Annotated in this window: 17 protein-coding genes and 1 pseudogene; 5 read left to right on the top strand and 13 right to left on the bottom strand. The window is 65.0% G+C overall.

The genetic code is table 11. The features are described 5' to 3' along the window. From F0Q45_RS16365 to F0Q45_RS16345, 4 genes and pseudogenes are all read right to left on the bottom strand, one after another. A partial coding sequence (locus F0Q45_RS16365; protein WP_149654939.1) for an MFS transporter occupies positions 1-465 on the bottom strand: 465 nt, incomplete at its 3' end. A 775-nt stretch (positions 466-1,240) separates the two neighbouring features. Further along, positions 1,241-1,606, bottom strand: a pseudogene (locus F0Q45_RS30510) (helix-turn-helix domain-containing protein); the annotation flags it as partial. Positions 1,607-1,675: 69 nt separating this feature from the next. Continuing rightward, positions 1,676-2,893, bottom strand: a complete 1,218-nt coding sequence (locus tag F0Q45_RS16350; RefSeq protein ID WP_149654936.1) for a PPE family protein — start codon at positions 2,891-2,893, stop codon at positions 1,676-1,678. Between the two features lie 38 nt (positions 2,894-2,931). Continuing rightward, complete coding sequence (locus F0Q45_RS16345; protein WP_149654935.1) at positions 2,932-3,231, bottom strand: PE family protein; 300 nt, start codon at positions 3,229-3,231, stop codon at positions 2,932-2,934. Between the two features lie 749 nt (positions 3,232-3,980). Here F0Q45_RS16345 and F0Q45_RS16340 point away from each other — a divergent pair. Continuing rightward, positions 3,981-5,246 carry an Rv1453 family transcriptional regulator gene (locus F0Q45_RS16340; RefSeq protein WP_149654934.1) on the top strand — a complete coding sequence of 422 codons (1,266 nt, stop codon included), beginning with the start codon at positions 3,981-3,983 and terminating at the stop codon, positions 5,244-5,246. A 26-nt stretch (positions 5,247-5,272) separates the two neighbouring features. On the opposite strand, the gene F0Q45_RS16335 is transcribed toward F0Q45_RS16340, so the two are convergent. The 6 genes from F0Q45_RS16335 to F0Q45_RS16310 form a co-directional block, all read right to left on the bottom strand. After that, positions 5,273-6,676: an acyl-CoA synthetase gene (locus F0Q45_RS16335; RefSeq protein ID WP_149654933.1), complete on the bottom strand. Its 1,404-nt coding sequence runs from the start codon at positions 6,674-6,676 to the stop codon at positions 5,273-5,275. A 10-nt stretch (positions 6,677-6,686) separates the two neighbouring features. Then, positions 6,687-7,463: an esterase/lipase family protein gene (locus F0Q45_RS16330; RefSeq protein WP_149654932.1), complete on the bottom strand. Its 777-nt coding sequence runs from the start codon at positions 7,461-7,463 to the stop codon at positions 6,687-6,689. Between the two features lie 3 nt (positions 7,464-7,466). Next, positions 7,467-8,375, bottom strand: coding sequence for an alpha/beta fold hydrolase (locus F0Q45_RS16325; protein WP_149654931.1), 909 nt, complete (start codon positions 8,373-8,375; stop codon positions 7,467-7,469). A 134-nt stretch (positions 8,376-8,509) separates the two neighbouring features. Further along, complete coding sequence (locus tag F0Q45_RS16320) at positions 8,510-9,382, bottom strand: alpha/beta fold hydrolase (RefSeq protein ID WP_149654930.1); 873 nt, start codon at positions 9,380-9,382, stop codon at positions 8,510-8,512. A 105-nt stretch (positions 9,383-9,487) separates the two neighbouring features. Further along, entirely contained in the window at positions 9,488-10,381 is an 894-nt protein-coding gene (gene sigI, locus F0Q45_RS16315; protein WP_149654929.1) for an RNA polymerase sigma factor SigI, read from the bottom strand. A gap of 137 nt (positions 10,382-10,518) precedes the next feature. Beyond that, the gene (locus tag F0Q45_RS16310) at positions 10,519-11,988 is read right to left on the bottom strand and encodes an aldehyde dehydrogenase family protein (RefSeq protein ID WP_149654928.1); all 1,470 of its coding nucleotides are present in this window, start codon (positions 11,986-11,988) and stop codon (positions 10,519-10,521) included. A 198-nt stretch (positions 11,989-12,186) separates the two neighbouring features. Between F0Q45_RS16310 and F0Q45_RS16305 the strand changes: the two genes are divergently transcribed. Beyond that, on the top strand, positions 12,187-12,621 hold the full coding sequence (locus F0Q45_RS16305) for a MaoC family dehydratase (protein WP_149654927.1): 435 nt from the start codon (positions 12,187-12,189) through the stop codon (positions 12,619-12,621). Between the two features lie 84 nt (positions 12,622-12,705). Next, positions 12,706-13,332 (top strand): TetR/AcrR family transcriptional regulator, encoded by a 627-nt coding sequence (locus F0Q45_RS16300; protein ID WP_149654940.1) that lies wholly within the window; start codon positions 12,706-12,708, stop codon positions 13,330-13,332. A gap of 79 nt (positions 13,333-13,411) precedes the next feature. Here F0Q45_RS16300 and F0Q45_RS16295 read toward each other — a convergent pair whose 3' ends face one another. Then, positions 13,412-14,371: a proline dehydrogenase family protein gene (locus tag F0Q45_RS16295; RefSeq protein ID WP_149654926.1), complete on the bottom strand. Its 960-nt coding sequence runs from the start codon at positions 14,369-14,371 to the stop codon at positions 13,412-13,414. Continuing rightward, a complete protein-coding gene (pruA, locus tag F0Q45_RS16290) occupies positions 14,371-16,002 on the bottom strand; it encodes an L-glutamate gamma-semialdehyde dehydrogenase (RefSeq protein ID WP_149654925.1) in 1,632 nt (543 codons plus the stop codon). The genes F0Q45_RS16295 and pruA overlap by 1 nt, the downstream gene beginning before the upstream one ends. An 84-nt stretch (positions 16,003-16,086) precedes the next feature. Here pruA and F0Q45_RS16285 point away from each other — a divergent pair, with 84 nt between their 5' ends. Next, positions 16,087-17,667, top strand: coding sequence for a PucR family transcriptional regulator (locus F0Q45_RS16285; protein ID WP_149654924.1), 1,581 nt, complete (start codon positions 16,087-16,089; stop codon positions 17,665-17,667). Between the two features lie 155 nt (positions 17,668-17,822). On the opposite strand, the gene F0Q45_RS16280 is transcribed toward F0Q45_RS16285, so the two are convergent. After that, positions 17,823-18,191: a PE family protein gene (locus tag F0Q45_RS16280; protein WP_149654923.1), complete on the bottom strand. Its 369-nt coding sequence runs from the start codon at positions 18,189-18,191 to the stop codon at positions 17,823-17,825. Between the two features lie 572 nt (positions 18,192-18,763). On the opposite strand from F0Q45_RS16280, the gene stf0 reads away from it, so the two are divergent. Beyond that, on the top strand, positions 18,764-19,567 hold the full coding sequence (gene stf0, locus F0Q45_RS16275; protein ID WP_149654922.1) for a trehalose 2-sulfotransferase: 804 nt from the start codon (positions 18,764-18,766) through the stop codon (positions 19,565-19,567). Positions 19,568-19,646 lie beyond the last annotated feature (79 nt).

The raw sequence follows: 19,646 nt of genomic DNA, 5'->3' as shown, positions 1-19,646 counted from the left end.
GAGCGCGATACCGCCGCCAAACGCGGTGAACATGCTGTAGTACCCACGCTGGTGCGCAGGCGCTGATTCTGCGCTCAGCAACGCCGAGCCGGCCCATTCACCGCCGACGGCAAGCCCTTGCAGCAGACGAAGGGCTATCAAGATTAGTGGGGCGGCCACTCCTATGGTTGCCGTACTGGGGACCAAGCCCACTGTCACCGTCGACAAAGCCATGATCAAGAGCGTCGCGACCAATGTCTTCTTCCGGCCCAACCGATCCCCAAAATGCCCGAAGACGGCCGCGCCTAGCGGCCGGGACAGAAACGCTGTCGCGAATGTTCCCATCGAGGCAATAGTCGCCATGGTCCGCCCAAGATGCGGATAGAAGACCACGGGAAACACCAGCGCTGCAGCAGTGCCATAGATGTAAAAGTCGTAAGCCTCCACTGCCGAACCGACGACGCAGGCTGCTGCCACCCTTCTCATAGGCTTTGGTACCGCATTGGGCGCAGTCACCCCAGTTGTGGCAACTGCGCGGCTGGCCGCATTGGCAGTTCCGTACACCGCAACGACGATAGGCGAAGCCGCGGGCCTTAGCCCGCTCTCACCCGCCAGGAAGTTGCTGCCAACCTCCTGGCGATGCCGGTGACAGTTTCCGCAGCACGGGCCAACAGTGGCCGCGCCGCCTCGAACTTATCAACCATAGTTGACAACTTCGGCCGCATCGCCTTACCCTTCATATTGTCAATCAAATGCGACAAATAAGCGATAGGAGGCGCACTCGACTGCGCGGCACGAGCTGCCGTGGGGCCCGGTTTATCTGAACGTCGACAACGCGGGCTTTGTCGAGCCACATCCTCACCGCAACCCGGAAGGGAGTTCACCATGTCAACGATTCGCACCTTGTCAGCGGGTTTCCTGTGCGCCCTTGGCCTTTCGTTTACGGGAACGCTAGCGGGCCCTGCGCTAGCGTGGGCGGCCCCGGGGCAACCAGCCACGGGCTCGGCGCACCCGGGTGGCGCGCCAGTGCACGCAGCGCCACTGCGCCCTGTGCCACCCCCCACACACCCGATCTACCACTACACCGAGGACATGACACACCCAGTTTGGTCGGTTACCCATCCCTTCTGGGCGCTCGTCCCCTAACCCAGACTCGTTCTGCCCCCTGCCATCGGCCCGGCCGGGGGCAGAACAACCAAGTCGGCCGGCGATCCTGGCCGACTCCGGTGAACGGTATCCGGCTTGGGCGCTACGACCCTGGGTCATCGCCGTGATCGCGGGCCAAGACCTCAGCAATCAGCTTGGGGATCCAGCCCTGATCCCAGCCAAGTCTCAATCACCCGGCAGAGCGGATTGTCCTTGAGCTTGAAGGGCTTAGGCCGGCGAGCTCGTTCGCCTGCGCGGGCGTGCGCCATCAGCGCGTGGTAGCCGCCATCGAGGTTCTTGTTGCGCCGCATTTCGCGCCCCGATCACGTCCGAGCTCCGTGGCGGCATCGGCGACACTAAGCCCGGCGTCACGCCCGCGCATGATCGCGACCCGCTCAGCGAAATTCAGCCGGTGACCCCGACCCCCTGGCAGCGCTAGGTTCCCAGGGTCGACCAGCCCCCGACGGCCTTGACCGCCCAATCGCAACCTTCATCGAGTTGCATTGACCGTATGCATCCGCCGCTTTCTTTCTAGAGTTTGAATGGACTGCTATCCAGCGGCCGGAGTACGGGGCATCACGTAGGCCCTGGGGGTGACCCGTAGCACACCACTTACCCCGTTGCCGCCGCCGGCGTTGCCCATCGGTCCCATCGGCAGTCCACCGAGCATCTGCCCGGGCCCGCCCTTGACAGCGCTTTCTAACGGGGCAAGCGGCAGCGCCCGGGCTGCCGGAGTCACCGTTTGGTTTGCCGCAGCCCACACTTTGGGCACCGAGAGCCCACCGACCGAAGCCGCCCGCCCGAGCCCGGCACTCACCCCGCTGCTCAGGCCCGACGACCCCACACCACTTCCCATCGCGCCCATTGACGTCATCGCTCTGGCACCGGTTTCGGCCACGGTCTCAGCTGCCTTGGACGCCGCCGGGGCAAAGCCTTTCATCAGCGAGCTCATAGTGTTCGTCATCGACACCTCGGAGTTGAGCATCGATACGTGGTTGTTGACCATCGAGACGATGTTGCTGATCGGCGACAGGTGCGGCGAGATGGTTGCCCACAACGATTTCGTCCCACTGGCAGCCGAAGCTTGAACGCTTTGAGCCGATTGAACGTTTCCAGCCGATTGCTGGGTGGGCGTGGACAGCTGCTGTAACGCCCGCGGCACATTGGACATCAGCTGGTTGGCCGCGGCGGTGTCAGTGACCTCTTCCACAACTGCCGCCTGCTCGGCGAGGCCGCCGTCGGTAGCGATCTCCGGCGCTTCGTCGAATGGCGTCAGCGTCTCGGTGGCCAGCGCCGCCGAACTCGCATAGCCATACATCGCGGCGGCGTCTTGGGCCCACATCTCGCCGTACTCGGCTTCGGTGACCGCGATCGCAGGGGTGTTCTGTCCGAAGAGGTTGGTCGCGATGAGGATGAGCAGTTGAGCGCGATTTTCCGCGACCACCGCCGGGGGCACCGTCATCGCATGTGCTAACTCGAAGGCGCCCACCACCGCCCTGGCCTGGTTAGCGGTCAGCTCAGCCTGGGTGGCGGTCACCCGCATCCACGCCAGATACGGCGAGGCGGCGACGACCATCAAACCCGCTGACGGACCCAGCCACGGTCCCACCATCAGCCCCCAGATCACCGACTGAAAAGACGACGCGGCCGTGTGCAGTTCAACGGCCACACCGTCCCATACCTCGGCCGCAACCAGGATCGAGCCCGAACCGGCGCCGGTGTAGATCCGGGCGGAGTTGATCTCCGGTGGTAATGCCCCAAAATCCATGGTCGTCTTGTCCTTTCCTCGGATGCCGTCAGATCCGCTTACTGCGCCGCGACGACGTTAGCGGCCTCGGTCGCCGCGTACGAGCCGGCGCTGGTCGCAAGAGTGGCCACAAATTGGTCATGGATCGCCGCCGCCTTGGCACTCACCGTCTGGTACATCGCCGCGTGCGTAGCGAAGTGCACCGCAACCAGCGCTGACACCTCGTCAGCAGCCGGCGGCAACACCCCGGTCGTCGGCGCGGCCGCGGCGGCATTCCCTGCGCTCAACGTCGAACCGATAGAGCCAAGGCTGCCGGCTGCTGCCGCCAATGCTTCTGGCTGTGCCGTCAGGAAAGACACGCGCTTACCTCCTCAATTAGCCGAGCAGTCGCTCAGAATGCGGGTGGGTCCTTCGAGCCTTCGTTGGCTCCGTCCTTCGCCACCTGTTGTTGGCGATGACTAACTGGCTCAATGGTTACGAACATCCAACGGCGGCAATAGGGCTAATCCCCCCGGACCCGAGCCACCGCAGGTGCAAAACGCACCAGGCGGCTCGGCGTGAGGTGAAATCTTCCCAATTAGCCAGGCCAGCGGGTGCACAATGCACACTAGCCGTAGACTTGCTAAGTGCATATGTTGGCGGGGGGTTGGGTTTGCGCCTCGCTACCGGCACAGTCTCGCGTATTGCACTGCGCGGCAATGTGTTCCAGGCCACTGCTCAGATAGCATTACCCGCTCGCGAGTATTGTCGGCAGACGCCCAACTACGCCAGGCTTTTGCTCATCGTCAGCAGAAGTAACCCTGCCGCGACGGCCCAATCGCCGACGCTCCGAGCTGATTACCGCCTGTTCGGCGCGGTGCCTGGGCAGGGCCTGACCGATCTGAAGAGCGTCTTTGCTGCACAACGGTCCCGAGCAGGCGCGCGCATAGCGCAATCGAGCCCTGAGAAAGTCATGGGAGCGCCGTGTGCCACGCCACATAGCGGCCGCAGCGGAGACGAATCCGACACCAATAACACGAGTCCGCATAGGACGCAATAAGGTTAAATCCACACCAACAGCCCGGAACATAGGATGCACACGCCGCCCCGCCCGCCTTAAGATCTGCGCGTGGCATGGCAACAACCCTCGCCGCGAACACGTGAGCTGATCCGACAAGGCGCCCGGATCGCCCTGAGCCCCGGCCCGGAATGGATCGATGAACTAGATCGTGCCACGGTGGCGGCCAACCCCGCCATCGCGAATGATCCCGTCCTCGCGAAAGTCGTGAAACGAGCCAACAGAGCCAACCTGGTGCACTGGGCGGCCGCCAACGTGCGCGACCCGGGCGCCCCGGTACCGGCGAACCTCGGCGGGGAGCCGCTGCGCATGGCGCGCGACCTGGTGCGCCGCGGGCTGGACGCACTAGCGCTCGACGTTTATCGGATTGGGCAATACATCGCCTGGCGGTTCTGGATGGACATCGCGTTCGATCTCACCAGCGACCCAGCAGAGCTGCGCGAGCTGCTCGACGTGTCCGCCCGGTCCGTCAACGAATTCATCGAGGCCACGCTTGCCGGCATCGCGGCGCAAGTACAGCTGGAACACGACGAACTGACCCGCGGAAGCCATGCAGAGCGCCTCGAAGTAGTAGGACTCATGCTCGAGGGAGCCCCGATGAGCCGCGAGCGCGCGGAAGCACGATTGGGCTATCCGCTCAACCGAGCCCATACCGCCGCCATCGTCTGGAGCGACGACCTCGACGACGATCACAGCAATCTCGATCGAGCCGCTGACGCTTTCAGTCACGCTGTCGGATCGGCGCAACAGCTCACCGTGGTCGCCAACGCCGCCACTCGTTGGGTGTGGCTGGCCGACGCCGCCGGCCTCGACATCGGCACCGTTGAGCAGGCGGTGAGAAGCGCGCCCGGCGCACGTATCGCCATTGGCACCACGGCAAGCGGACCCGAAGGGTTTCGATGCAGCCACCTCGAAGCGCTGACCACTCAACGCACCCTGGCGCGCCTGCGTTCGGATCAAGTGGTGGCGTTCTTCGCCGACGTTCAGATGGTCGCTCTCATCACCCAAAACGATACGGCTGCCAGTGAATTCATTACCAGCACGCTGGGAGAATTCGAATCAGCAAGCCCTGAGCTGCAGGCTACACTGCTGACGTTCATCAACGAGCAGTGCAACGCCTCCCGCGCCGCAAAACGCCTTTACACGCACCGCAACACGTTGCTACGCAGAATCGAATCCGCCCAGCGCCTACTGCCGCGGCCCCTTAGCCACACCACAGTGCACGTCGCCGTAGCCCTCGAAGCGCTGCGGTGGCGTGGTAACAAAGTCGGTAAGCCCACCCATTCGGCCAGCCAAGGCGACGGCGTGCCGGCCTAGCCAATTCGAGCCAACTCAAGCCCAATTCAATCTTCAGACAGCAACTGCTTCTTGAGCACCTTACCCAATGCATTGCGCGGCAGTGACTGCACGACCCGCACCTCTCGCGGGCGTTTGTGGACCGAAAGCTGTTGGGCGACATACTGGATGAGATCGTCCGGGTTGGCTGAGCCGACGATGTAGGCAACGATCCGCTGGCCCAGGTCCTCGTCCGGGAAGCCGACGACAGCGGCCTCGTCCACCTCCGGGTGCCCCAACAGCGCGGTCTCGATTTCACCTGCGCCGATGCGGTATCCACCCGACTTGATCAAATCGACCGACTCACGACCCACAATCCGGTGCATGCCGCCGGCGTCGACGACCGCGACATCACCGGTGCGGTACCAGCCGCCGGGGTCGAACGCTGCAGCAGTGGCCTCGGGCCGATTCAGGTAGCCATCGAACAGTGTTGGGCCGCGAACCTGAAGCCCGCCAACGGTTTTTCCGTCGGGTGCCACCGCGTCGCCCCGGTCGTCGATCAGCCGGGTTTCCACGCCGACCAGCGGAAAACCTACCCAACCGGCGCGACGCTCGCCGTCGGCCCGGGTCGAGAGGGTAATCAATGATTCAGAGGTGCCATATCGTTCTACGGGCCGCTGTCCGGTGAGCTCCCAGAGCCGGTCGAAAACCGGTACCGGCAGTGCCGCACTGCCGGAGACCAACAGCCGCGCCGGTCGCAGTGCCTCGGCGGCGGCTTGGTCGGCCACTACCCGGGACCACACCGTTGGCACTCCGAAATACAGCGTGCCGCCCGCGGACCCGTAGCCCGCCGGTGTCGGTTTCCCGGTGTGCACGAAGCGATTTCCGACCCGCAGCGAGCCCAGCAGACCCAGCACCAAGCCGTGCACGTGATATAGCGGCAGGCCGTGTACCAACACGTCGTCGGCCGTCCATTGCCAGGCATCGGCCAGCGCGTCCAGGTCGGTGGCGATCGCCCGCCGGCTCAGTTGGACACCTTTGGGCTGACCCGTGGTGCCTGAGGTATAGATCACCATCGCGACGTGCTCGGGCGACGGCTCGGGATAGCGGTGCCAAGACCGGGCGTGCAGACGCACCGGGATATGCGGTATCCCTTCGGGTTCGTCTGGTACCGGCCCCACCCAAGCCTGGACGGCGGAATCGGCCAGCATGTGCCGGCGTTCGGCCACGCCGACGTCGGCGGGTACCGGGACGACGGGAACTCCGGCAATCAGGCAGCCGACGATGGCGAGCACCGTTGCGGCTGTCGGAGTGGCTAGCACCGCAACCCGATGCGCGCCCGTGACCCGCTCGGCCACCGACGTCGCAGCGCCGACCAGATCGCTGCGGCTGAGCGTGACGCCATCAATGCTCACCGCGTCGGCGATGTCGGTGGCGGAAACGTCGGCAGGATTCAGCGAGGGCAACAGCACGTGAGCGAGGCTACCCAGTGCGGTCAACAGCCGGAAACAGTGGTCGCAGCAGCGCCGGGGGCCGGAACGGGGTCCAGGTGCCCTGCGGTTGCGCCAGCCGGTCGGCAATGGCCCAGACCGTGGCCGGGTGGTGGCCGTAACCGATGTGGCTGGCCAGCACCGCGATGTTCTCCGACCGCGGCGCGGGCAGATTCATGCAGGTCTGCCAGGCGACCATGCCGTCGAAGCGCGAGTAGATCGCGGTCGTCGGGACCGGCAGCGGTTCAGCTTCCGTTTTCAACGGCAGCCGGTGCTGCTCGACATGCAGGTGTGTGTAGCGCTTGAAGCTGGGGGTGGCGCGGGTCTGGCGCTCGTCTTCCATCCGAAACGGGCTGCCCAGGGTGATCACCTGGCGCACCGCCGTCGGATAACGACGCGCCAGCGCACGCGCGAAGATGCCGCCTAGGCTCCAGCCGATCAGGCTGACCGAGGCGTCGTGACGAGCATGCACATGCTCGAGGCGCTCCTCCATGCCGCGCACCGCTGTAGCGGTGGGGCCGATATTGCGGCCGAGGCCCCAGCCGTAGGCCTGATACCCGAGGCGGCGCAGCAGCCGCCGCAGCGTCCAGGTCGACCCGTCAGCTGCCAGCAGGCCAGGCAGCACCAGCACCGGGTGCCCGTCCCCAACAGGCAGCTGACGACGAAGCGGCAACACACTGACCAACTGCCCGTATTCCACCAGCGCGCGGGGTATATCGGTGAGATAGAGCGCCAGGGACGGGGGGCGTACCGCTTCGGCTGCCCGCATGGCTTAGGCCTCCTCGTCCCAGACCTTCATCATCGTGGACAAAATCTCCTCGCCCCGGCCCAATCCGGCAAGGTGACTTTCCCCCGGCAAGTGGAACAGCTCGGCGTTGGGCAGGCGGGAGACGACGTGCTCGCCGTGGGAGAACGGGATGATGTGGTCGTGGTCGCCGTGCCACCAACGCACCGGCACCTTGATCTCCTCCAACCGGAAGCCCCAATCGCGGGCAAACGCGATGACGTCGGCAAACGGCGCGGCCAGTTGCTTGCGGCTGCCGTTGAGCAGGTCGTCCAGAAACATCGCCTTGAACTCGGGGCGGGCCAGCAGGTGCCGGTCGGCTTGCGGTGAGAGCAGTGCATACACGTCGAGCGCCGGGGAGGCGACTGGCCGCGCTGCCCGAATCAGCAGGCTGGCATACTGCCGCAGTGGGCTACCACCTAGCCGCAGCAACGGAGCGACCCGCAAACCCAGCGTCATCAGGCCGCCGCTGATCGCGTCGGGGCCGCGCGTCGGAGCCACACCGCCGAGCACGCCGGCCGCCACCACCCGGTCGGGCAGCCCCGCCGCACAGGCAAGGGTGTAGGGGCCGCCGCCGGATAGGCCGACGACGGCCAGCTTGTCGATCCCGAGGGTGTCGGCGATGGTTCGCAGGTCGTCGGCGAACGCGGAGATGGTTTCGTACTGGTGTGGGGTCGAGGAGCCGATGCCTGGCCGGTCGACACCGATCAAACGGATGTTGTGGTGTTCGGCATAGACCCGGGCCTCGGTCGGGATCTGCCGGCGGGCGCCCGGAGTGCCGTGCAGCCAGAACACCGCACGTCCCTGCGGGGCGCCGAACTCGGCGAAACCAATCTGGCGGTCTTCGCCGACGGCGATGTTTCCTTCAATCTTGGGGCGGGCAATCGCGACGACCATCCCGAGAGCTTCGCATGTGAGCGGTCCAGGACAAAAGGCCGGGGTGGACCACTTCGGTGACTTCGTCCCGGCCGCCAGGACGACCTGCATGCTGGCTGCTGAAAACGGGGGGCGCTGCGGCTGCGGCGCCGTGGTCAATTGTGCTGGCAGACAAATGACTTGAGCGCCGACGCAACCAGGTCTGGGTCGTCACACATGGGAAAGTGGTTGCCACGGGGGATCTTAAGTTGGCGTGCGGTGGGAAACATCGCCTTCCATCGCCGCTGGAACCGCAACGGATCATTGAACTGGCCAAAAATGGTCAGCAGTGGCCGACTCGCCAGGGATTCCGTTACTGCGACGCCGACCTCGGCGTATAGGTCCGCCGCCCGGCAAGCATCGCGAAAGTAGCCGTGCCAAGCGCGACGCGCCGAGACGTCGATCCCTGCCCGAAAGACCGCGCGGTCGGCGCGGCTCCAATGCCGCCCCACTCCGAATCTTGTCGATGTCAGACGGGCAAGCATGTTGGTCGCCGCGTCGAGTTCCCGCACGGGGGCACTACCCATCGTGGCCAGCATGCTCCGAAATCCCGGACCGGTTGGCCTCCATGCGAAGCAGTTGACCGCTGACAGTGCTGAAATGCGGTCGGCGCGGCGGGCCGCGGCCAGAAAGCCGGCCGCGCCGCCGAGATCGTGGGCGACCAGGGTAACGTCGCGCAATTGCAACGCATCAATGGCTGCGGTCACTGCTTCGCCAGCTTGCGCAAGCGTCGGCGGGTTTGCCAGCCGGTCGCTCAGGCCGCAGCCGGGCGCATCAACGGCGACACAACGAAAATCGTCTTGCAGACGCAGCAACACGTCACGCCAGACGAAGCTCCAGGTACCGACATGGACGAACAACAACGTCGGCCCCTGACCAGTATCCGTGACAGCGGTCTTGCCCCGGCCATGACTCAGCTGATATGTCTTCCAGGGCCACGCCGACCAGGGCAGCCAGCTCGGCCGATCAAGTGTGCCATATGTTTTCATGGCGTTACCTTCCTACTCATCCTGACCCTCCTCGTTCTTGCCCGCTTTGGCGGCCTAGCTTGCGCACTGCCAGCAAGGACGAGACAGCGGGCGAAAGTGTGACTCCTACCGAGCCCCACCGAGTTCGGCACGTAACGGCCTCAGCGTTGACGGCTGCACCGACACATGGATCTTCGTGATCTTGCCGTCTGCGATTGATAGGGCCAGCACCCCAACAAGATTGCGGTTGACAAACGCCAGCACCACGGGTTGACCGCACATCGGCTGAGCCACCAAGACCGTTTCCGGCCGACCCCAGAAATGCAGGATGACGGGGCCGACGCGGTCAGCGCCGACGACAACCACGCCTGCGCGAGCATCGATCTCACCCGCCACCTCCGGGTCGAGCAGCTCCAGTAACGCTTCGAGGTCTCCGGTGGCACACGCCTCGATGAATGCGCTGGTGACGTTGCGGTGCTGGGCGGGTTCCACGCCGGGCGCGTTGAATCGGGATTCGTGGATCTTGCGCCGGGCCCGGTGCGCCAGCTGCCGGCACGAGGGTACCTGACGGCCGACTGTCCTGGCGATGGTGTCGTAGGGCACCCGGAAAATGTCGTGGAGAACGAACACCACCCGCTCTGCGGGGGTGAGACGTTCGAGCATGACGAGCAGGGCGAGCCGAACCTGGTCGTCGAGGGTCACCCGGTCGGCGGGATCAACCGATGACGAGCGGTAGTCGACGTAGGGATAATCAGCCATGTCGTGCGAACGTTCACGGCGCGAGGATGCCGACTTGATGTGATCCAGACAAAGCCGGCTGGTCACTGTGATGAGCCACCCTCGCTCGTCAATAATGTTGCCGACCTGGGCCTGCAGTAGACGAAAGAAGGCCTCCTGCACCACATCTTCGGCAATCCCGACATCGCCAAGCATGCGAAATGCAAGGTCCACGAGGAAAGCGCGATGTGCCCGCCAGGCGTCGCCTACCTGGACCTGCTCCGACTGGTCACGTCGAGGCACGTGTCCTCCTGCTGACCTATGTTGGATATCTGACAGTTAGGACGGGACAGCCCAGCCGAATGTGACACTCCGCCATCTTCATTTCGCTGCACCGTGTCGTCTGCCGATATCCAGATGTGCGGTTCTGGCGTGCTCCATCAGGCGGGCATCCCGATGGCCTTAGGCTCCATGTAGTGGTGCAGGCCGGCAATTCCGCCGCCCTCGCGGCCCAGGCCGCTCTGTTTGAAGCCGCCGAATGGCGCATCGACGGGGCCGTACCCGTTGACCGAAATCTGGCCAGCACGGATGCGGCGCGCAACATCGACGGCGCGTTCGGGGTCGCCGCCCCACACCGCACCGCACAACCCGTACTGCGAATTGTTGGCGATCTCGACGGCCTCGGCGTCGTCGCGGTAGCGCATGACGGTCAACACCGGCCCGAAGACTTCCTCCTGGGCAATGGCATCGTCCGGCGAAGCACCGATGAGGATGGTCGGCTCGTAGTAGAAACCCGTGTCCAGGGCGGGTGGGCGCCGGCCGCCGGTGGCCAGCGCCGCCCCGTCGGCCAGCGCTCGGAACACCAAGTCTTCGACGCGGCGGCGCTGTTGGGCACTGATCAGCGGACCCATCTGGACATCCGGATCGCCGGGATCGCCGACCTTCACCGCCCGAGCCAGCGCGACCAGCCGGTCGACGACATCGTCGTGCATGGCTTCGGGCAGCAGCAGCCGACTGTGCAGGATGCAGGCCTGGCCGGCATGCAGTAGGCAGGACTCGAACAACATTCGCTGCAGCAGTTCGTCTTTCACCTCGGCGTCGTCCAGCACGATGCCTGCCGACTTGCCGCCGCACTCCAACAGGATCCGCTTCATCGTGGTGGCGGCGGCGGCCATCACCTCACGACCCACTGCCGAACTGCCGGTGAAACTGACCATGTCGACTCGGGGGTCGACGGTCAGCAGCTTGCTGGCCTGCACGCTGCGGGGCGTGACGACGTTGACCACCCCGGGCGGGATGTCGGTGTACTCGTCGATGATGCGGGCCAGCGCCAGACCCGCCAGCGGGGTCAGCGGGGACGGCTTGAGCACGACGGTGTTGCCGGCGGCCAGCGCCCGGCTGAGCTTCATGACGTTGAGGCTGTGCGGGAAGTTCCATGGCGTCAGGATCGAGACCACACCCTGCGGCTCCTGGCATAGCACTGTGGCGCCGGCGCCGGTTGCCCGGATGGGCTCTTCGCTCAGCGCGGTGGCAAGTTGGCCGGCGCGCAGGGCCAGCAAGGCCGCGCTGTCGATTTGCATCGATCGCTCGTTGGCGGTACAGCCCCATTCCGCCTGGGCGAGCGCATAGAACTGGTCCGCGCGTGCACTCAGCGCCTGGCCGAGCTGAGTGAGGCAGCCGGCGCGCTCCTGGTGACTCATGGCGCGCCACGGGCCGTGGTCGAATGCCCGACGTGCCGCGGCGATTGCGTCGCCTACCTGGCTGAGGCTCGCGTCGGGTGCGCTCGCAATGCTCGCTTCGGTGGATGGCGAGACGTCGTCATAACGGCCGTTGTGCGGGTCGACCCAGCGTCCGTCGATATAGAGCTGGTAGGTGTCGACCAGCGGACTCGGCGCTACTGGCCCAACCATCTGCATCCTCACCCGAGTCGGTCATCTCATCACCTGGTGTACACCTACTGCACAGCTTGGTCAATCACTGTGTATGCGAATTACAATGCATTTCAAGGCAATGCCGACGTATTGACGAGAAGCACTTCCACAGTTTAGACAGACCTTCGATGATGACGTGGTGCGGCGTAAACTCCGGCCCGACGCGGGAGAACCTCAATGACTAGCACCGCCTGTACCTTGCGTTGGGCCGACATCGCCGTCGGCGAGGAAGTGACCGCCCTTGAAATACCAGTCACCACAACGGTGATCGTTGCCGGGGCGATAGCAACGCGTGACTTCATGCCGGTGCATCACGATCGCGACTACGCCAACAAGCAGGGTTCGCCGAACTTGTTCATGAACATTCTGACCACCAACGGGCTTTGCGTACGTTTTCTCACCGACTGGGCCGGACCCGAAGCGATGGTCAAGAAGCTGTCGATTCGCCTTGGCGTACCAAGCTTTCCGGATGACCCACTGCACTTCACCGCCAGCGTGACCGGCAAGACAGCCGGCTCAGGTGGCGAGAACTTCGTTGAAGTCACCTTCCAGGGCGCCAACAGCCTTGGCAATCACGTGTCCGGCACCGCAGTGCTCAGCCTGCTCACATGAACGGCTCGCTACGTCCAGCACGTCCTGGTCACGTCGGGCACCGGGTTCCCACCAGTGGCCTGATTCTTGCGCCGGCCGGGTGAGCTGGTGACCGCCCAGGCGATCGATACCCGCGAACTCATTATCCAGGCGGCCTACGTCTGCTTCCGCAAGCACGGGTTACAGAAGGCGACGATTGTCGACATCGCCAAGCACGCCAATGTGGCTCGTAGCACGGTGTACGAGTACTTCCGGGACCGAGCTGCGATCTTGCAAGCCTGCGCCGAACATGCTTCCGAAGAGTTTTACCGCGAGATGGCCAACACCATGAACCGGGGCGGCTCGCTGGAGCAAAAGTTGAGCTATGCAGCGGTATTCGTGACGCAGGCGCGGCGGGCGATCGCCTCAGCGAAGTACTTCGACGAGGAGGCACTCAGTCTGTTATTGACCAAGGATGCGGCAGTGCTGCTGCGCGAATGCGTCGACTTCTTCGCGCCCTACCTTTCGGCGGCCAAGCTCACTGGCGAGGTCCGCAAAGACCTCGACGTCGAGGCCGCCGGCGAATGGTTTGCCCGCATTGTGTTCTCGTTGTTCAGCACACCCTCGCCGATGAGGGACATGAACGACCCAGACGTCGTCGCCGAGTTCGTGCGCGCACATGTGGTGCGGGGTTTCACCGATGACCATTCGCGGTCTGTACGCGGCGGAGCTAAAGTGCGCGCACAGCTTTGAGTGTGCGGCTACGGTGGCCCAAGCCCGGAAAAGCCGCCCGGCGTACTCACTCGATGCCGTCACCGCACACTCAACGCTGTCAGCGCACCAGCGCCCGCAAGAAGAACGCCAAGTTGGCTGGGCGTTCGGCCAGCCGCCGCATGAAATAGCCGTACCACTGGGTGCCGAACGGCACATACACGCGCACCTGGTTGCCCGCCTCGGCGAGCAGACGCTGCTGGTCTTCCCGGATACCGTACAACATCTGGTATTCGAATTCGTCTGCAGCGCGCCCGGATTCGCGGACCAGCGCGGGAACCGCGGCGATGACCACCGGGTCATGAGAGGCCACCATCGGATAACCGTTGCCCACCATCAGCACCTGCAGGCAGCGCAGATAGGAGTCGGTGACGTGGGCGCGATCCTGGTAGGCCACCGAGGCGGGTTCGTCATAGGCACCCTTGCACAGCCGGACTCGAGCGCCCACTGAGGCCAGTTCCTGACAATCTGCCAGCGTGCGCCGCAGGTAAGCCTGCATAACAATGCCCAGCCATCCGAAGTCCACCCGCAGGTCGCCCGAGATCGACAATGCCGCATCGGTGGTGGTGTGGTCTTCGGCGTCCACCGTGACCCCGATGCCGACTTGCTCGGCCCGCTCGCAAATGGTGCGGGCATTGTCCAATGCGATCTTTTGGCCGTCTCGCTGTAGCGCTTGTCCCAGCGCCGATAGCTTGACCGACACCTCTAGCGGCGGTACCCCGTCGCGTGCGGTGTCCTCGCGCCGAGCCAGCGCCTCGAGCAGATCGAGGTACGCCGCTACAGTGCCCGCAGCGTCGTCGGCGTCGGTCACATTTTCCCCGAGATAGTCGATACTTACGTACCGGCCCGAATCACGCAGCCCGCCAACAACGTCGAGGACACCGTCCAGCGAATCCCCGGGCACGAAACGGCGCACCACCCGGCGGGTCACCGACGAATGCTCCACCGTACGCCGCAAGCTTTCGTTCCGGCTGGCCGCGAGCAGGGCCGGCCGCACGGTGTGGGCGAACACGCCGGCCATCAGTCGGCCGCCATGTGCGGGTAGGTGTGATCGGTCGCCGGGACGAACGTCTCCTTGATGGTGCGGGCTGAGGTCCAGCGCAACAGGTTCAGCGCCGAACCGGCCTTGTCGTTGGTGCCTGAGCCCCGTGACCCGCCGAACGGCTGACGCCCGACGACCGCGCCGCTCGGTTTGTCGTTGACGTAGAAGTTTCCCGCTGCGAACCGCAGCCGCTGCTGTGCAGTCAGCACGGCGTCGCGGTCGTCGGCGATGATGGCGCCGGTCAGCGCGTAGCGCGAGCCGGTGTCGACGACGTCGAGGATGCGCTCGTACTGGTCGTCGGGATAGACGTGCACCGCCAGCAGCGGGCCGAAGTATTCGGTGGCGAATGCCTCATCGGTCGGGTCGTCGGACAGCAGCACCGTTGGGCGGATGAAGTATCCGACGCTGTCGTCGTATTCGCCGCCCACCGCGATGGTGACACCGGCCGCGCCTTTGGCTCGCTCGATGGCGTCGACGTTCTTCATGAAGGCGCGCCGGTCGATCAAGGCCCCGCCGTAGTTGGACAGGTCCGCGACGTCGCCGTAGGTCAGCTCCGCGGCCGTGCCCAGGAAGGTGTCGCCCATTCGCTGCCAAATCGAATGGGCAATGAAGGCCCGCGACGCCGCCGAGCACTTTTGGCCTTGATAGTCGAAGGCGCCGCGAATCAACGCGGTGGACAACACATCCGGACGTGCCGAGGCGTGGGCCACCACGAAATCCTTACCGCCGGTCTCCCCGACCAGCCGCGGATAGCTCTGGTAGCGGCCAATATTAGCGCTCACCTGCCGCCACAGATGCTGGAAGGTAGTCGTGGATCCGGTGAAGTGGATACCGGCCAACCGGGGATCGGCCAGTGCCACATCGGAGACCGCGAAGCCGTCGCCGGTGACCAGGTTGATTACCCCCGGCGGCAACCCGGCCGCCTCGAGGAGCTGCATCAGCAGATAGGCCGACAGGGTCTGGGTGATCGAGGGTTTCCACACCACCGTGTTGCCCATCAGGGCGGGCGCGGTCGGCAGATTGCCGGCGATCGAGGTGAAGTTGAACGGGGTGATCGCGTAGACAAAGCCATCCAGCGGACGGTAATCGGAGCGGTTCCACTCCCCGGGACCGCTGATCGGCTGCTGGGCCAGGATCTGCCGGGCGAACGCCACGTTGAACCGCCAGAAGTCGATCAGCTCGCAGGGCGCGTCGATTTCGGCCTGGTACACCGACTTTGACTGGCCCAGCATGGTGGCGGCGGCGATCTTTTCCCGCCACGGTCCGGACAGCAGGTCGGCCGCCCGCAGAAACACCGCAGCGCGTTCGTCGAAGGGCAGTGCCGCCCAGGCATTTCTAGCGGCCATGGCGGCCTCGCTGGCAGCATTGGCATCGGCGTGGGTGGCGTTGGTCAAGGTGCCCAGGCGCGCCGCGTGCCGGTGCGGCTGCACGACGTCGATTCGCTCGCCGCCGCCCATCCGGTGTCTGCCGCCGATCACCTGCGGCAGATCGATCGCATGGTCGGCCTGGGCGGTCAATTCGGCGCGCAGTCGGGTCCGTTCGGGGGATTTCGGCGCATAGTCGTGGACCGGCTCGTTGGCCGGAAGCGGCACCTGGGTAATCGCGTCCATGCCAGCCAGGATGCCTGCCGAGGTAGCTCAATTGCTTGGCTGATCCGACAACAATGACCGCGTTACCTAGTAGGATCAGACAATATGCGAGTGACCGGTGTCGGACTGGGCCAGTTGCTGCTTGCGTTGGATTCGACCCTGGTCAGCCTGGTCGACGCCCCGCGAGGTCTGGACCTTCCGGTGGCATCGGCGGCGTTGGTCGACTCCGACGATGTGCGGCTGGGCCTGGCCGCGGCAGCGGGCTCGGCCGATATCTTCTTTCTGCTCGGCATCACCGACGACGAGGCGTTGCGCTGGCTGGGCGAACAGCCACGGCCGCCGGTGGCGATCTTCGTCAAAGGACCGTCGGACGCCGTGGTGATCAACGCGGTCAAGCGCGGTTCGGCGGTGGTTGCCGTGGAGCCACTGGCCCGCTGGGAACGGCTCTACCAACTGGTCAACCGCGTGTTAGAGCATCACGGCGACCGCAGCGACCCGGCCGAAGATCCCGGCATCGATCTCTTCGGCCTGGCCCAATCGCTGGCCGACCGCATCCACGGCATGGTCAGCATCGAAGACGCCCAGTCGCATGTACTTGCCTACTCCGCGTCCAACGACGAAGCCGACGAGCTGCGGCGGGCGTCCATCTTGGGCCGCGCTGGGCCGCCCGAGCACCTGGCGTGGATCGGCCAGTGGGGCATCTTCGACGCGCTGCGGGCCGGCGATCAGGTGGTGCGCGTCGCCGAGCGCCCGGAACTGGGGCTGCGTCCGCGGCTGGCGATCGGGATTCACCAGCCACCGGCCGACGCGCGGCGGCCCTCCGTGTTCGCCGGCACCATTTGGGTACAGCAGGGCTCCCAGCCGCTGGCCGATGACGCCGAGGAGATGTTGCGGGGTGCAGGAGTACTGGCCGCGCGCATCACGGCCAGGCTGGCTAGGCCGTCCACCCAGCTGCGGCAGGTCCAGGAGTTGCTGGGCCTGACTGACGGCGAGCCGGGTCACGTGGCCATCATCGCCCGCGAACTCGGCCTGCCCGCCGACGGAAACGGCGCACTGATCGGGTTTCACGCCGCCGACCGCCATTCCCGGCTGACGGACGTTCTAGCGTTGAGCGCCAGCGCTTTTCGGCGCGATGCGCAGGTCGCTTCGAACGGGTCGCGGGTTTATGCGCTGTTGCCGCAGGTGTCCGGGTCCCGATCAGTTACCTCGTGGGTGCGCGGCACGATCAGCGCGCTGCGGGCGGAGCTGAACGTGGAGCTGCGAGCAGTCATCGCCGCGCCAGTCGCGGGCGTAGCTGGGATCGCGGCCGCGCGCACCGAGGTGGACCGGGTGCTCGACAGCGCCGAGCGCCATCCCGTTTCGATCGGGACGGTGACCTCGCTGGCCGAGGCGCGCACCATGGTGCTGCTGGATGCAATCGTCACGCTGGTCAGCACCGACGCGCGGCTCGTCGACCCGCGGATACCAGACCTGCGTGAGCGGGATCCGGTACTGGCTGAGACGTTGCGGGTTTACCTGGACAGCTCTGGCGATATCGGTGCCGCTGCGCGGTCATTGCGGGTGCATCCGAATACCGTGCGCTACCGAGTCAGGCGGATCGAGCAGCTGTTGTCGACTTCGCTCGCCGATCCCGATGTGCGGCTTCTGTTTTCCCTGGGGCTGCGGGTTACTGATCGTTCGTCGTAGCCGGCCGGGGTTGAGCATTGGCGGTGACGGTTGGCCGGCACCAATCGGTATGTCGGCCGCAACTCGGCGGTTCCCGGATCGGAATCAGGTCATGAGTCGTGGTGGGTATTCGGGTCACTGCACCGCGGCGAGCGTGTCCGATCTCGACGGGGGACTCAGATAATCGAGCCGGTGCCGCCGGGTAAGCCGGGCGACCCGCCGGGCAGCCCGCCCTTGCCCCCAACGCCGCCGACACCGACGGTGGCATTACCCAAGCCCGCGTGGGCATTACCACCTTGGCCGCCGTTGCCGCCATTGGCCCCCGGCGAAAACGCCGCGGTTTGCATGCTCAGCGCCTGATAGGCCTGACCGCGGCCGGAGAATAACGACGCAATCGCTGCTGAGACCTCATCACCGGCAGCCGCCAGCAGTACGGTGGTCAGGACCGCTGCGGCAAGATTTGCCGCCCGCAACGACGAGCCGACGCCCGCCACATCTGCCGCTGCTGCTGCCAATACGACCGGTACTGCGATCACGTACCACATGGCCGTGGTCTCTTCTGGCTTACTCGACGACCGAAATGGCGAAGGTACAAACAAGTATTGCGGGTACATTGATGTAATTCGCGGGTTTTCGAGCTAAGAATATTGCTGAACGGGAACCGCACTAACTAAAATCCGTTGTCAACGGAACCAGTGCTACCGGTGTGAGGCGCGAATTAATAATCAGGGAGTTGCTTTTCGTCCGGCGGCGCAGTGGCTCGCTGATCGACGTTAGCGCGGCGGCGCTGTCGTCGTTTTGGGGCCGTCGGCGGTCTAATCGTCTTTCACCGGGATCTCCATCCGACAAGGGAACCCCACGCATGGTGCGGAATAACGAAGTTTGTTGTCGCTTTATTCGATTGAGTAGAGTTAAGCAGGTCTGATTTCGGACATGGTGGTAGGGACCCGGGGCGAACGACGCAACTTTATACGGCCCAGCCACAGACTTTGTGAATACACGCGAGCGCGAGTATCGAATCACTCGGTTTGGTGCTAGCAGATTACGCAAGGATTATCGTCAGCGTGAAGGCAATTGGATGTCAAGCCAGGAGTTTGTGTCAGGTTAGGCTTCCCTGATGGCAGCTTGTCCGTCGGCATACCTGGTGCTGGCCTCCCAGCGCAGCGGCAGCACGCTGCTGGTCGAATCGCTGCGGGCGACTGGAGTGGCCGGAGAGCCGCAAGAATTCTTCCAGTATCTACCGAGCACCAGTCAGGCCCCGCAGCCACGAGAGTGGTTCGTCGACGGCGCAGACGCGTCGATCCTGAGCCTGCTCGATCCGCTGGACGAGGGGAAGCCGGATCTGGCGCCGGCCGAGATATGGCGCGACTACATCCGTACGGTCGGTCGAACACCCAACGGCGTGTGGGGCGGCAAGCTGATGTGGAACCAGACGCCGCTGTTGTTAGCCCGCGCCCGCGATTTGCCGGATCGATCCGGCCACGGCCTGCTGTCGGCGATACGCGATGTGGTCGGAGAGGATCCGCTGTTGGTCCACGTCTATCGCCCCGACGTGGTGTCGCAAGCGGTGTCGTTCTGGCGAGCAGTGCAGACCCGGGTTTGGCGCGGACGCCCGGATCCGGTTCGTGACGCGCGCGCCACCTACCATGCCGGGGCGATCGCGCACGTCGTCACGATGCTGCGCGCCCAGGAACAGGGTTGGCGAAGCTGGTTCGCCGAAGAAAACATCGAACCGATGGAGATTCCGTATCCGGTGTTGTGGCGCAATCTCACTCAGCTGGTGGCCGCCATCCTCGAGAGACTCGGGCTCGACCCGCGGCTGGCGCCCAAACCGGTGCTGGAGCGCCAGGCCGACCAGCGCTCCGACGAATGGGTGGACCGCTACCGGGCGGACGCGGAGCGAGAGGGGCTACCGACATGACAACCCCGCTCACCGACACTACGCACGTCGACGAACTGCGGCTGCTGGAAGCCGAGGCGGTGCACATCATCCGCGAAGT

It is taken from the genome of Mycobacterium simiae, assembly GCF_008370645.1.
GTDB classification, from domain to species: Bacteria; Actinomycetota; Actinomycetes; order Mycobacteriales; family Mycobacteriaceae; genus Mycobacterium; species Mycobacterium simiae_A.
Note: the sequence above shows the minus strand (reverse complement) of the source record. Positions and strands in the feature narration are given on the sequence as shown.